Consider the following 13210-nt stretch of genomic DNA (forward strand, 5'->3'; position numbering starts at 1 on the left):
TTTCCGGAACTCTAACAGTGCGGTTTTTTGCTATTCATGATGGCTGGAAATTAGTAAAACCGGTCCCTACCTTTTTTAGGGGAGGTCATGTAAAATAAGGACAAACTCCTTTTCGTTGGAAAGAAGGTTTTATCATGGCACAACTTGTGAAATTAGCTGACTACATATCACGTTATCAAGTGGATTTAAATAAATATCCAACTCAATATATCCGATTAAAAAAACTTCAATGGGAGCGTCTGAAAAGACGTTGGGAAGCGGGAGACACATTCCAAGTGGAGCCGACTCCCCCTGTAGAAGAGCCAACTGAAACACCTAACCGACTCCATCGCCTCTTTAAATGGATAAGAAGAGATGAAGGTGGAAATGATGAAGTTTATGAAGAAGAGAAGGAAGGGGTAGAAGAGGATTACGGTCTTTTCGAACCTCGGATCCACTATCGTCCAAACACAACAAAGGAACTTCGGTCGCTGTTTTTAGAACAGCTTTACCAATTTCAATTGAAATGGGCATCCTCAACCGCTATGGAGAAGTCACATGTTGAATCGAAATTTCAGCGTGATTCACTCCTTCGGTTATTGACCACACAACTTCCGGATACATATTTTTTGCTATATAATCCTGTCTTAAAAGTGAAAAATGCACCAGTCGAATTGGATATCATGGTGGTCACACCTACTGAAACGGTCTGCTTGACTGTTTTAGAATGGGAAGAACATGCAGCATATATCGGTGGACAAGATCGATTCTGGCTAAAGAAATTCGGAGATGCAGAAAGTAAGATTCTGAATCCACTCATCAGTTTGAATCGGATGGAAACCATTATCCAACAACTTTACCGGCAATCCGGGACGGATATGTCAATACGAAAGGTAGTCTTGTCCAGGAACGGGTATATCGATTATCCAGGTAGTCTGTTCGGAGTTGAGTTCATTGACCGACGTAACTATTCACAATGGTTCGAGCAACTTAAAAATTCCCATTTCCCTATGAAACATGTCCAGTTCAAGGCTGTCCAATCGTTATTAGACACTGCGCAGACAACTTCTTTTCATCGACTAAAATAATCGGAACATGAGGGCGTGCCATGCTTAAGACAAAAATTATCGTCAATTTAAAAGCGAGAAATGGAAAAGCGGAAAAGAAATGGGATCGGTTCAAATCGAAATTGAGCATTCCATTTGAAGAGCATATAACTCTCTATCCAGGCCATGCACGCGAACTCGCCGAGGAATTTGCTTTTGAAGCCCAGGAACGTGCGGAGGATGTGCTGATAGTGGCCTTTGGGGGGGATGGGACGGTCCATGAAGTAATTGATGGTATCGGAGAATCCGGTTATATACGTATCGGGGCGGTTCCTTCTGGATCAGGCAATGACTTCCATAGAGGATTTACGTTATTTAAAAACCCTTCTGATTTAGAGAAGTACGTATACAATCCAACCGGAGATGCTTGGATGGATCTCGGACGCTTCTTTTCAGAAACAGGTCAATACATGTTCGTCAATAGTGCAGGAATCGGCTTGGATGCTTATATTGCCCATAAAGTGAATCAGTCCAGCTTGAAAAAAGCTTTCAATTCGGTGTACTTAGGTCAATTGACATATTCCTATTTTCTGTTCCAATGTTTACTGAAGTTTCGACCGTTCAATTTGACAGTCCAGACGGAGTCGGATAAGATGACTTTCGCAAATGTCTGGCTTGCTACAGTTTCCAATCAGCCTTATTTCGGTGGAGGAATGAAAATATCCCCAAAATCGGAACCGGACGACGGACAAATTGAATTGACCGTCGTGCATCGCTTATCAGCCATGAAACTTTTGGTTATGTTTATCTCTGTGTTTTTTGGTATGCATACAAAAATGAAAGAGGTAACTCAGTTAACCGGCAAATCATTCTCGCTAACAGTCGACGAGGTGATTCATCGCCATGCTGACGGGGAATATGCCGGAATGACGATTCCTTATCAAGAAACACGATTTGAAGTAAAGCCAGCAAGATGGAAGCTGGCAAACTGTAAGAAAAAAGCGGGACTCCCTGATCAGCTTTTTAATGGGGAAGAACGGATGGAAAAAATGGAAAGAGGTAGCTAACGATATGAGATTACGAAATAAACCTTGGGCAGAGGACTTCATTAAAACACATTCTACGATTGCTCTGCCCGATCCTGAGTCATATAAAGGGAACTGGAAGTCGGTTTTCAACAATGACAACCCTCTTCATATCGAAGTGGGGACAGGAAAAGGACAATTTATAACGGGGATGGCAATGGCCAATCCTCATATTAATTACATAGGAATTGAACTTTACGGAAGTGTACTCGTTTCTGCGATTGAGAATGTTTTGGAAGCGGGGACTCCGGCTAATCTAAAACTGCTCAATGTAGATGGTTCAAAGTTGAAGGAGTTCTTTGAAAAAGGTGATGTGGATCGCGTCTATTTGAACTTTTCGGATCCATGGCCTAAAACGCGGCATGCTAAAAGAAGACTGACTCATGCAAACTTCCTGCGCTTATATGAAGACGTCTTAGTCGATCAAGGGGAAATCCATTTCAAAACCGATAATCGTGGATTGTTTGAGTTTTCACTCGTAAGTATGTCTCAATATGGAATGATGTTAAAAGATGTTTCATTGGACCTCCATGCAGAAATGCCGGAAGATAATATTATGACGGAGTATGAAGAAAAATTTTCTGCTAAGGGTCAGCCGATATATCGGTTAGAAGCACAGTATAAAGCTAAATAAGATAAAGGGGCTGGGGAGATGGAACAATTTACATTTCATCAGATGACATTGAATTGGCTGCAAGGGGGCATTACAAATCTGGATGGAGGAACTATGTTCGGAGTTGTACCGAAGCCCGTTTGGTCAAAAAAGTATGCAGTTAACGAATTGAACCAAATTGAATTGCCGACTGATCCGATTTTAATTCGATATGAAGGGAAACATTTCGTAATTGACTCTGGTATTGGAAAAGGTAAGTTGACAGATAAACAGAAACGAAATTATGGGGCAACGGAAGAGTCGTCGATTAAAGACAGCTTGGCAGCATTAAATCTTACGGTCGAAGACATCGATTACATGTTAATGACACATCTGCATTTTGACCATGCCGGTGGTCTGACAGAATGGGTGGACGGAGAATTGAAACCGGTGTTCCCGAATGCGAAAATTATAGTTTCAGAGATTGAATGGAACGAAATGCGGGAACCGAATATCCGCTCCAAAAATACATATTGGAAAGAAAACTGGGAACCTATTCAACATTTGGTTACTACGTTCAAAGATTCAATTGAGGTTCTCCCTGGAATTGAACTCATTCATACAGGCGGTCATAGCGAGGGTCATAGTATCGTTAAGCTTACACAAAATGGGGATACGATCATTCATATGGGTGATATTATGCCGACCCATGCACACCAAAATCCGCTTTGGGTGTTGGCGTTCGATGATTATCCGATGACTTCTGTGTACGCAAAGGAACGCCTGATGAAAGAAGGTCTTGCGAACGGTTACTGGTTCAGCTTTTATCATGATGCCTTTTACCGGCTAATTAAATGGGACGAAGAAGGAAGAAATGTAGTGGGTGAATTGAAACGTGAGAGAAAAGATTAAATACAGAGGCAGCACACTCCGGAGCGGGTGTGCTGTTTTTGACATTAGTATTATATTTTCGATAATTCCAAGATCGAGCCTGTCTTGGCATCTGCTGCAAATTCAAAACTTTCTGCTTCACCATTACGGATTCGGGAAATTCCACCCTTGTAAACTTCCGTTCTAATTAAGCCTAATTCATGAGGTTCGGTTTTCATAGAAATCCAAGAGCCATCAATGGGCCCTTCTTCCTTAAATGCGGCTTTTACAGAATTTAAAACACTTTCTGCAGAAACGTTCCGATCCATTCTACGAACAGCTTCACTTATCGTGATACCTGCAATGATACCAGTAAAAACACCAGCCAGAAAATCGCTTAATTTCAACAAAAGCACCTCCCAATATACGTTTAGTTTACCATATCACTGCATGTTCCTCATTTTATATGCCGTTCCATTTCTTCTATTCAAAAAAATTCGTTTTTCGAAATAGTAAGTATGGAAATATACCACCAAGTTGACTACAATAAAAAATGTAAAGTGATGAGGAGGCTAAGTTCATTGAATTCAGAAACTTTAGAGTTATTTAGAACATTAACGGAATTACCAGGTGCTCCAGGAAATGAGCATGCGGTTCGCGCCTTTATGAGAAAAGAATTAGAAAAAGTATCCGATGAGATTATCCAAGACCGCCTCGGCGGAATATTTGGAGTGCGTAAAGGTGACGAAAACGGTCCACGAGTATTGGTTGCTGGCCATATGGATGAAGTCGGGTTTATGGTAACTGGAATTACAGAAAACGGTATGATCCGCTTCCAGACATTGGGCGGATGGTGGAACCAAGTAATGTTAGCGCAGCAAGTTGAGGTTATTACAGAAAATGGGCCGGTACCTGGTGTTATCGGTTCAATCCCACCACATTTGTTAACGGAAGAAATCCGAAACAAACCAATGGATATTAAAAACATGCTCATTGATATCGGTGCGGATGATCAAGAAGATGCGAAACGAATTGGCATTAAACCAGGACAACAAATTGTGCCTGCCACTAAATTCACTCCATTAGCCAATGAAAAGAAAATTTTGGCGAAGGCTTGGGACAACCGGTATGGATGCGGATTGTCCATCGAATTGCTGAAAGAATTGAAAGATGAAAAATTGCCGAATATGTTATTTTCCGGTGCAAACGTAATGGAAGAAGTAGGGCTTCGAGGAGCACAAGCTTCTGCCAACATGATTAAACCAGATATCTTCTTTGCGTTAGATTGCAGTGCAGCGAATGATGCTTCAGGGGATAAAAATGAGTTCGGACAACTTGGCAAAGGAACATTGCTTCGAATTTTTGACCGTTCCATGGTGACGCATCGCGGCATACGTGAGTTTGTTTTGGATACTGCTGAAACTCATAAGATCCCGTATCAATACTTCCTTTCCAATGGGGGGACAGATGCCGGTCGGGTCCATACATCGAATGAAGGGGTTCCGAGTACGGTTATCGGAATTTGCTCAAGATATATCCATACTTCCGGCTCGATCATTCATACGGATGATTACGCTGCAGCGAAGGAACTGCTCGTCAAGCTTGTCAAAGCGGCTGACAAAACGACAGTCGATACGATTAAAGAAAATAGCTAAGCAGACGACCAGATCTTTGTTCTTGATATATGTAACTTTTAGCCGGTCTTCGTACCGGCTTTTCTTTATCGTGTGTAATCTTTGTATTTCTTTCTCTAAGATGGAGGTAGTAGGATGAGAATTGCAATTGGAAGTAAAAATAAAGCAAAGACAGAAGCTGTCATATCAGTTGTTCAACAATTCATCGATGCAGAATTCGAGTTACGAGCCGTTCCATCCGGAGTATCCGACCAGCCTCTCTCCGATAAGGAAACACGAACGGGTGCGATTAACCGTGCGTTAAATGCTATAAAGGAATCGGGTGCAGATGCTGCATTTGGTTTGGAGGGTGGCGTGAGTGAAATCGATGGCGAACTCTTTGTCTGCAACTGGGGAGCTATGGCGTTAGCGAATGGGGAAATTTACACGGCGGCAGGTGCCCAGATTCTACTTCCTGAGGAAGTGGCAGCTGAAGTACGGAACGGACGGGAACTTGGACCGGTCATGGATGACTATACGAACCGAAAGGATATCCGTTCGCACGATGGTGCCGTTGGCGTATTTACAAACGGACTCATCAATCGGAAAACGATGTTCGAACATGTCATACTTCTTGTTGTCGGACAATATCTATACTCCAAGAGGACGAACTAAGTCCCTTCGGTTGCAACTCACACGAAACATGATTAAAATAATTCATAGCGAAATAAAGACTGGGGGAACTATGAGATGATCCGCACATGGACAAAACTAGTCCTTGTCGCAGCCATTTTCCTATTTCTAAGTGCCTGCTCCACTTTGGAGGAAAGGGCAGCGGAAGGGATGGAAAAGGCGGAGGAGGTCTTTTTTAGCGAATCGGTGGAAGCGAACGAAAAAATAGAGAACGTTCAATTCTTCAAGCCTTCAAACTTCGCGCTTTCAGAAGAATCGGATGCACAAAATATTATTCTGACCAATCGGGGAGAAACGTTTGTTCTATTTGTTAATCCGAATGAAAAACAGGATAGTCGATTGTATTACGACATGTTGAAAGCTCAAAGTAACGAAGTCCTATATGAGAAAACATTTGAAGAAAACGACCGTTTCGGTTTTGTAGCTGTTGTTCAAAATGCAGAGAATGTTATGGAGATTATCAACAGCTCTGGTGGAATCAAAATGTCTACATTAGCTGAAGAAGATCATGTAGAAGACCATATAGAAACGATGATGAAAGTCGTAAACTCTGTACGTATAAGCAAACCATAAGAATGTTAAGAATGGTTCACCCTTTTAGAGTGGACCTTTTATTTTGCAGAAAGGGTGTGGCAGGGTGAAATCGGAACAACTTGTTGAACAACTGAAGGACCGTCTGCCTGCTGGACGTTTCACTTTTCGATTCGATAAAAAAAACGATAGTTTACGGTTAGAACATAAGGAATTGAGAAAAGGGATCGATATTTCTTTGCCGCCGATCATTGCCAAATATGAAACGGTTAAAGAAAAGGCAATAGATGAAGTGGTATATACCGTATCTGAAACCTTCAAGGCGATGGAGAAGGAAATGACGGAAGGTTTCGGCGGAAGTTCCATTATTTACCCGGTCATCCGATCCACCTCCTTTCCTTTGCAGTCAAAAGAAGGACATGACTTTGTAGTTACCGACCATACGGCTGAAACGAGAATATTTTACGCTTTAGATATGGGTTCAACGTACCGCCTGGTGGATCAGAGTATGTTAGAGGAATTGCATGTAACAGAAGCGTCCGTCCGAGAAATGGCACGTTTCTCCGTTCGGAATTTGCCTACAGAAGTGAAAAAAGACGAAGTCTCAGGTAACTATTTCTATTTCGTAAATTCTAATGATGGATATGATGCAAGCCGGATTTTGAATGATCAGTTCCTAAAAGACATGTATGGACAAATTGAAGGCGACATGACAGTGTCCGTGCCACATCAGGATGTTTTGATCATTGGGGATATCCGGAATGAGACAGGCTATGATGTTCTCGCTCAAATGACCATGCATTTCTTCACAGTAGGATTAGTGCCCGTTACTTCGTTATCATTTATATATGAAGACGGCAAACTTGAACCGATTTTCATATTAGCTAAAAACCGTGTGAAAAAGGAGAAAGATGAGCAATGAATATTTTTTACAACATTAGCGGTGTAGGAGATGTCCTGTTAGTTCAATTGACAGCTGAACGGTCTGACAAGGTTGTATCTGAAAGTAGTGGCGACGTCACCTTGATTCGTAACTCTGAAAATAATGATTTGGTGGCCATAAACTTATTCAATTGCAGTAAGTATTTTGCGGTCTCTGATCATGGACAAGTCAATTTGAACTCGGACATTGTCGAACAATTGAATAGCGCTTTAAAGGAAAATGGCGTGGACATCGTGCTCGATGTTGACCTATCACCTAAATTCGTTGTCGGTCATGTCCTTTCGAAGGAATCTCATCCAAATGCTGACAAACTCAGCGTATGTGTTGTGGATATAGGCGACAGCAAACTCCAGATTGTCTGTGGTGCACCGAATGTTGAAGCTGGCCAGAAAGTGGTGGTAGCCAAGGTTGGGGCAGTCATGCCTTCTGGGATGATCATCCGTGACGCTGAGCTTCGTGGAGTACCATCCAGTGGCATGATTTGCTCCGCAAAAGAGTTGAATCTCCCGGATGCTCCACAAGAAAAAGGGATTTTAGTATTGGACGATATTGCAGAAGCAGGATCTCCTTATTTGTTTTAAGACCTACAATAGAGAAGCATGCCTTTTCAGGTATGCTTTTTTTATTTCCTTCCAATAATATCCTTTTAACCTCAACGAAACTATTAAACTCGCTATAAATGGTACAGAAGTAGTTTGATTCACCTCTTTTAAACTGATAAAATGAATTGATTCATATGAAAAGAGTGATAGAAGTTGAAGATATTCAAAAAATGGCAGCGTTTCTTCAGTCAAGAGGACATAGAAGTCGAGCCGTTAGATGAATGGACAAATGATGCTGAAGAATCAGAGCCTTTACATACGAAACCAAAATTCCGTTTCCCTCTAATATCAGATGAGGAACGAACTCGCATTTTAAATGGAGAAGTTCCACAAACTACGAGTAATCGTGAAATAGAAGAAGATGTACAACCGCTTTACATGCATGAAAAATGGAGAAGAGATAGGGAAAACACAGTCGTCCACACAGCGACAGGAAATCGTCAAAGTAGACCGAAAGTCGATTCTCCCAAAGAAATAATAAGTGAGCCAATAAAGACCGAGCAAGAAGTGACTTCCACTAACCGAAGATATACTCCGTCGAAATTCGCATCACCGGTATACGGGTACACTCAGAAACAAAAGAAGGACGAATGGACGGAACCTTCTGTTGAAGAAATCACAAACGATCTTGAGCGTTTTGAAACTGAAGTAGTGACTTTCGCTGAAGAGGTCGCTGCTGCTGCAATACAGACTTCTGATGTATCCGTGGAAGAAACGATAGAAGATAGTCCGTTTTACCATCAACAGTTAACAAGCGAAACACAGATTGAATCAAAGAATATTGAAAATGAACGCGAATTAGAAGATGTACAAATAGAACAAGCAGAACAACCAGTCATAACAGAACAAGTAGAACAAGTAGAACAACCAGCACAACTTGAACCACCTTCAAGCGGTCAAGCGGTGGAAAGGGAAGAAAAAAAGAGCAGTCGGACGACACCTTTTAATGTTCTCATGCTAAAATCAGACCGCAAAAAAATGGAACGTGCTACGTTGCCAAGTGTAGAAAAACCGGCAGTAAAGAACGAAAAATCAGAACAAGCTATTCCAGCGTATAATACAAAATCGAATGAATCGTATATGTTTCCGTCTCTCGAATATTTACTACCACCTGAGAGGAAATTGGAAGACCGTGAGTGGATGGCATCCCAAGCAGCGAAATTGGAAGAGGCGCTATCTTACTTCCAGGTGAAGGGTAAAGTCATTCATATCATGCAGGGTCCATCTGTTACCCAGTTTGAACTAACGGTCGGACACGGAACGAAAGTCAGTAAAATACGGAATTTGACTGACGATTTAAAATTGGCTCTTGCCGCAAAAGATATAAGAATCCAAGCGCCGATTCCCGGAAAAAGCTCCATTGGGATTGAGATTCCAAACCGTGTAGCAAGGCCTGTCAGAATCTCGGAAATTATAGGAAGTCCTGAATTCAAAAATTCAGAATCTCCATTGGAGGCAGTACTTGGGTTAGACTTAACGGGTAAACCTGCGACAATCGATCTTCGCAAAATGCCCCATGGACTAATTGCAGGCGCTACTGGTTCCGGTAAGTCGGTCAGCATCAACTCCATATTGGTTAGTTTACTTTATAAGTCTGCACCTGAGGATTTACGTCTTTTATTGATCGACCCTAAGGTGGTCGAATTGGCGCCATACAACCACATACCACATTTAATCAGTCCCGTCATAACGGATGTCAAGGCAGCGAATGCCGCTTTGAAATGGGCTGTGGAAGAGATGGAAAGACGCTATCAGTTATTCGCTCATACTGGAGTGAGGGATATATCCCGCTACAATTCGATGGCGATTGACAAGGGACAATATGCTCTTAAATTACCATATATTTTAATCGTCATTGATGAATTAGCAGACCTCATGATGATGGCTCCTGCAGAAGTGGAGGAATCCATCAGCCGCATCGCGCAAAAAGCGAGAGCATGTGGAATACACTTAATCATTGCTACGCAAAGACCATCAGTCGATGTCATCACAGGACTGATTAAAGCAAATATTCCTACTCGAATCGCATTTTCTGTTTCTTCTCAAATTGATTCAAGAACGATTATTGATATTGTGGGAGCGGAAAGGCTATTAGGAAAAGGTGATATGCTTTACTTGGGTAATGGCATGTCGGCTCCTGCACGACTACAAGGTACTTACGTGTCCGATGACGAAATTGAACGTGTAGTCGCTCATGTGCGAGAACAAGCTGAGCCGGATTATTTCTTCCAACAGGAAGAATTGATTAAACGAAGTGACAGTATAGAAGAAAAAGATGAGCTATTTGAAGAAGCATGCCGTTTCATTGTTGAGAGCGGAAATGCCTCTACCTCGTTGTTACAGAGGAAATTTCATATAGGATATAACCGTGCCGCACGATTGATTGATCAATTAGAAGAGAACGGTTTTATTTCCGAGCAGAATGGCAGTAAGCCAAGGGAAGTATACTTGACTGAACCAGAGCTTAGCGGCATTTTGGATGGTTGAACTGAAATCATTTGATTGTCATAAGCCAAGGAATAGTTGCCCTCATATTAGGGTAAGGATAAGTCAAAGTTTAGAAAGGGAATGGATTTATTCCCGGGAGGTTCAAATTTTATGACAGTATTTCATTTTACAGGCATTAAAGGCTCAGGAATGAGCTCACTTGCACAAATCCTCCATGATTCTGGTGAGACAGTGCAAGGGTCCGATATCGATAAATATTTCTTTACTGAAAACCCATTAATCGAGAGGGGCATACCTATACTTCCTTTCGATCCGGAAAACATACAACCAGGTATGACTTTAATAGCTGGAAATGCATTTCCAGACTCTCATCCCGAAATTGTCAGAGCAAACGAAATCGGTGTGGAAGTTATTCGCTATCATGTATTTTTAGGCGAGTATATGAACCGTTTCACTTCAATTGCCATTACTGGTTCGCACGGTAAAACATCTACAACAGGTTTGATGTCCCATGTGCTAAGCGGTTATAAGCCGACATCCTATTTAATAGGGGATGGCACGGGCAGTGGTGAAAAGGAGTCGGAAATCTTTGTCTTTGAAGCTTGTGAATACCGGCGACATTTTCTTGCTTATCATCCCGATTATGCAATCATGACAAACATCGATTTCGATCATCCGGATTATTTTGCTGATGTAAATGACGTTTTTGAAGCGTTTCAATCGATGGCGCTACAGGTGAAAAAAGCGATTATCGCTTATGGTGATGATGAACGGTTGCCAAAGCTTCAAGCAAATGTACCAGTCGTATTTTACGGGTTCGGTCCTGAAAACGATTTTGCTGCGCGCAACATTGAAAAAACAACTTCGGGGACTTCCTTTGATGTGTTTGTGAGAAATGAGTTCTATCATTCCTTTAGTATTCCACTTTACGGAGATCATGCTGTATTGAATTCTTTAGCTGTCATTTCTCTATGTCATTATGAAGGGATTTCGGCTGAATTGATTGAGCAACAGTTGCAAACATTCACGGGAGTGAAACGTAGATTTACTGTTTCACAAATTGGTGGACGTACACTAATTGATGACTACGCTCATCACCCGACTGAGATTAAAGCGACCATCCAGTCAGCAAGGCAGAAATACCCTGATCGCGAAATTGTCGCGATTTTCCAGCCTCATACGTTTACGAGGACGAAAGCGTTTCTTCAGGAATTCGCTGATAGTTTAATGGGGGCCGATCAAGTATATCTATGCGAAATCTTTGGCTCTGCCAGAGAGCAATCAGGCATGTTATCGATTGAAGATCTCATCAGTAAAATTGAAGGCAGTAAGTTATTGACGACAGAAGGAATTGAGGAACTTTTAGTTCATGGCGATGCGGTTTACCTGTTTATGGGTGCTGGTGATGTTCAAAAATTCCAGCAATCGTTTGAACAAATCGTGACAAAAAACGAAACAGTTTGACCGAATGGTTGAACTGTTTCTTTCATTTGGCAGGATAAATTTGCGAATATGGAGAATACCTATTGATAGGCGTTTTATTTCACTCCCTAAAGGGTACAAATGAAATACGTTACTGTATAGAAGGAGGAATTCAACATGGAAGTACTACTGTACATAGCGGCCATTGTTGCTGCAATTGGCTTCTTAATTCTATGTATCAGTTTGGCAGTCACACTGACTTCACTGAAAACAACATTAAAAAGCGTTTCTGAAACAATGGATGGTTTAGAAGGCCAGTTGCAAGGTGTAACGAGGGAAACGACAGAACTGTTGATGAAAACAAATAATCTTGCAGCCGATTTACAGAACAAATCTGAAAAATTGAATTCTGTAGTCGACGCGGTCAAAGGGGTTGGAGAATCAGTCAACGGCTTGAACTCTTCAGTCCGGAGAATCACATCATCAGTTGTCGTGGAAGCTGAAAAAAACGAAGATAAAATTGCTCAAATCGTTCAATGGAGCAATGTAGCAATGGGAATCTTCGATAAATGGAAAGAAAGAAAGAGCCAAGGATATACTTCTGCAGGCTATCAGCCGGTGCCAGGGCAAAAAAAACTCCCTGAGCCGGATCACCAACCTTATCATTAAGAAAAGAATCGAGGAGGAAATAACATGAGCGAAAACAAATCCTATAACCAATACGGCCAAGAATTTGGCAATTATGAAAATGGCTATCCGAATTCACATGCTTATCCAGCTCCATATGAAAATCCTTATTCCCGAACTGATTCTTTTTACCGTGAGGAATCAGAGGGCAGTGGTGGATTCATCGCTGGAGCGATCGTAGGGGCTGTAATCGGTGCAGCTACTGCTATGCTGCTTACTCCGAAAACTGGAAAAGAAATGCGGGAAAATGTTACGTCCCAGGCGGCAACTTTAAAAGATAAGAGCGTAGAGTTCTCATCTACTGCCAAGGATAAAACGAAAGAACTTTCTAAAACACTTCAAGAACAATCTGGTCAATTAGTGGACAAAGTAAAATCGTATAAAACTAAAGCGACTCACCCTATGGATGATGGAACTGCATCCTACGAGGGAGAAGAGCCGATGGAGTTTATGGATACGGTTTCCCATACAGTTGATGAAGTGATTAAAGATGCTGGTGATGTAGCAACTTCAACTGCAGAGGCATTTAAAGAAGCAGTGGATGAAAAAAGTACAGATTCAAACGAAAAGAATACGAGTGAAAATGACGCCAGTGCTGATAGCTACGACAACAGCGAAAATTTTGGCGACAACAAAACAACAAACCAAAATTATATTTCAAAAGTGAATGATAGCGACAAAAAATCTCAATTGTAAAAA

At 41.6% G+C, this 13210-nt stretch carries 14 protein-coding genes; 13 read left to right on the forward strand and 1 reads right to left on the reverse strand.

The window, feature by feature from the left end; translation table 11 throughout:
- Nucleotides 1-134 precede the first annotated feature (134 nt).
- From ACFOZY_RS04755 to ACFOZY_RS04770, 4 genes are read left to right on the forward strand one after another with little or no spacing between them, the layout of a single operon-like run.
- Nucleotides 135-1067, forward strand: coding sequence for a nuclease-related domain-containing protein (locus tag ACFOZY_RS04755; RefSeq protein ID WP_378152831.1), 933 nt, complete (start codon nucleotides 135-137; stop codon nucleotides 1065-1067).
- 20 nt (nucleotides 1068-1087) lie between these two features.
- The gene (locus ACFOZY_RS04760; protein WP_378152833.1) at nucleotides 1088-2092 is read left to right on the forward strand and encodes a diacylglycerol/lipid kinase family protein; all 1005 of its coding nucleotides are present in this window, start codon (nucleotides 1088-1090) and stop codon (nucleotides 2090-2092) included.
- Nucleotides 2093-2096: 4 nt separating this feature from the next.
- Nucleotides 2097-2744: a tRNA (guanosine(46)-N7)-methyltransferase TrmB gene (gene trmB / locus ACFOZY_RS04765; protein WP_378152835.1), complete on the forward strand. Its 648-nt coding sequence runs from the start codon at nucleotides 2097-2099 to the stop codon at nucleotides 2742-2744.
- An 18-nt stretch (nucleotides 2745-2762) separates the two neighbouring features.
- Nucleotides 2763-3614, forward strand: a complete 852-nt coding sequence (locus ACFOZY_RS04770) for a YtnP family quorum-quenching lactonase (RefSeq protein WP_378152837.1) — start codon at nucleotides 2763-2765, stop codon at nucleotides 3612-3614.
- A 50-nt stretch (nucleotides 3615-3664) separates the two neighbouring features.
- On the opposite strand, the gene ACFOZY_RS04775 is transcribed toward ACFOZY_RS04770, so the two are convergent.
- A complete protein-coding gene (locus ACFOZY_RS04775) occupies nucleotides 3665-3979 on the reverse strand; it encodes a hypothetical protein (RefSeq protein ID WP_378152839.1) in 315 nt (104 codons plus the stop codon).
- A 174-nt stretch (nucleotides 3980-4153) separates the two neighbouring features.
- Here ACFOZY_RS04775 and ACFOZY_RS04780 point away from each other — a divergent pair, with 174 nt between their 5' ends.
- From ACFOZY_RS04780 to ACFOZY_RS04820, 9 genes are all read left to right on the forward strand, one after another.
- Entirely contained in the window at nucleotides 4154-5227 is a 1074-nt protein-coding gene (locus ACFOZY_RS04780) for a M42 family metallopeptidase (RefSeq protein WP_378152841.1), read from the forward strand.
- Between the two features lie 114 nt (nucleotides 5228-5341).
- On the forward strand, nucleotides 5342-5860 hold the full coding sequence (locus ACFOZY_RS04785; protein WP_378152843.1) for a DUF84 family protein: 519 nt from the start codon (nucleotides 5342-5344) through the stop codon (nucleotides 5858-5860).
- Nucleotides 5861-5935: 75 nt separating this feature from the next.
- Nucleotides 5936-6451: a hypothetical protein gene (locus ACFOZY_RS04790; protein ID WP_378152845.1), complete on the forward strand. Its 516-nt coding sequence runs from the start codon at nucleotides 5936-5938 to the stop codon at nucleotides 6449-6451.
- A gap of 64 nt (nucleotides 6452-6515) precedes the next feature.
- Nucleotides 6516-7331, forward strand: coding sequence for a DUF1444 domain-containing protein (locus ACFOZY_RS04795; RefSeq protein ID WP_378152847.1), 816 nt, complete (start codon nucleotides 6516-6518; stop codon nucleotides 7329-7331).
- Entirely contained in the window at nucleotides 7328-7933 is a 606-nt protein-coding gene (ytpR, locus tag ACFOZY_RS04800) for a YtpR family tRNA-binding protein (RefSeq protein ID WP_378152849.1), read from the forward strand. Before ACFOZY_RS04795 ends, ytpR begins: the two co-directional genes overlap by 4 nt.
- Nucleotides 7934-8107: 174 nt before the next feature.
- The gene (locus tag ACFOZY_RS04805) at nucleotides 8108-10441 is read left to right on the forward strand and encodes a DNA translocase FtsK (RefSeq protein WP_378152851.1); all 2334 of its coding nucleotides are present in this window, start codon (nucleotides 8108-8110) and stop codon (nucleotides 10439-10441) included.
- 111 nt (nucleotides 10442-10552) lie between these two features.
- Complete coding sequence (gene murC, locus ACFOZY_RS04810; protein ID WP_378152853.1) at nucleotides 10553-11866, forward strand: UDP-N-acetylmuramate--L-alanine ligase; 1314 nt, start codon at nucleotides 10553-10555, stop codon at nucleotides 11864-11866.
- Nucleotides 11867-12001: 135 nt separating this feature from the next.
- A complete protein-coding gene (locus ACFOZY_RS04815; protein WP_378152855.1) occupies nucleotides 12002-12493 on the forward strand; it encodes a DUF948 domain-containing protein in 492 nt (163 codons plus the stop codon).
- Nucleotides 12494-12517: 24 nt separating this feature from the next.
- Nucleotides 12518-13207, forward strand: a complete 690-nt coding sequence (locus ACFOZY_RS04820; RefSeq protein WP_378152857.1) for a YtxH domain-containing protein — start codon at nucleotides 12518-12520, stop codon at nucleotides 13205-13207.
- Nucleotides 13208-13210 lie beyond the last annotated feature (3 nt).

This window comes from Chungangia koreensis (genome assembly GCF_042651785.1).
GTDB lineage: Bacteria > Bacillota > Bacilli > Bacillales_A > Planococcaceae > Chungangia > Chungangia koreensis.

Excerpts from the sequence above, each read along its gene's own strand:
- ACFOZY_RS04755 (WP_378152831.1), top strand. The coding sequence starts at position 135 with ATGGCACAACTTGTGAAATTAGCTGACTACATATCACGTTATCAAGTG.
- ACFOZY_RS04760 (WP_378152833.1), top strand. The coding sequence starts at position 1,088 with ATGCTTAAGACAAAAATTATCGTCAATTTAAAAGCGAGAAATGGAAAA.
- trmB (WP_378152835.1), top strand. The coding sequence starts at position 2,097 with ATGAGATTACGAAATAAACCTTGGGCAGAGGACTTCATTAAAACACAT.
- ACFOZY_RS04770 (WP_378152837.1), top strand. The coding sequence starts at position 2,763 with ATGGAACAATTTACATTTCATCAGATGACATTGAATTGGCTGCAAGGG.
- ACFOZY_RS04785 (WP_378152843.1), top strand. The coding sequence starts at position 5,342 with ATGAGAATTGCAATTGGAAGTAAAAATAAAGCAAAGACAGAAGCTGTC.
- ACFOZY_RS04790 (WP_378152845.1), top strand. The coding sequence starts at position 5,936 with ATGATCCGCACATGGACAAAACTAGTCCTTGTCGCAGCCATTTTCCTA.
- ytpR (WP_378152849.1), top strand. The coding sequence starts at position 7,328 with ATGAATATTTTTTACAACATTAGCGGTGTAGGAGATGTCCTGTTAGTT.
- murC (WP_378152853.1), top strand. The coding sequence starts at position 10,553 with ATGACAGTATTTCATTTTACAGGCATTAAAGGCTCAGGAATGAGCTCA.
- ACFOZY_RS04815 (WP_378152855.1), top strand. The coding sequence starts at position 12,002 with ATGGAAGTACTACTGTACATAGCGGCCATTGTTGCTGCAATTGGCTTC.
- ACFOZY_RS04820 (WP_378152857.1), top strand. The coding sequence starts at position 12,518 with ATGAGCGAAAACAAATCCTATAACCAATACGGCCAAGAATTTGGCAAT.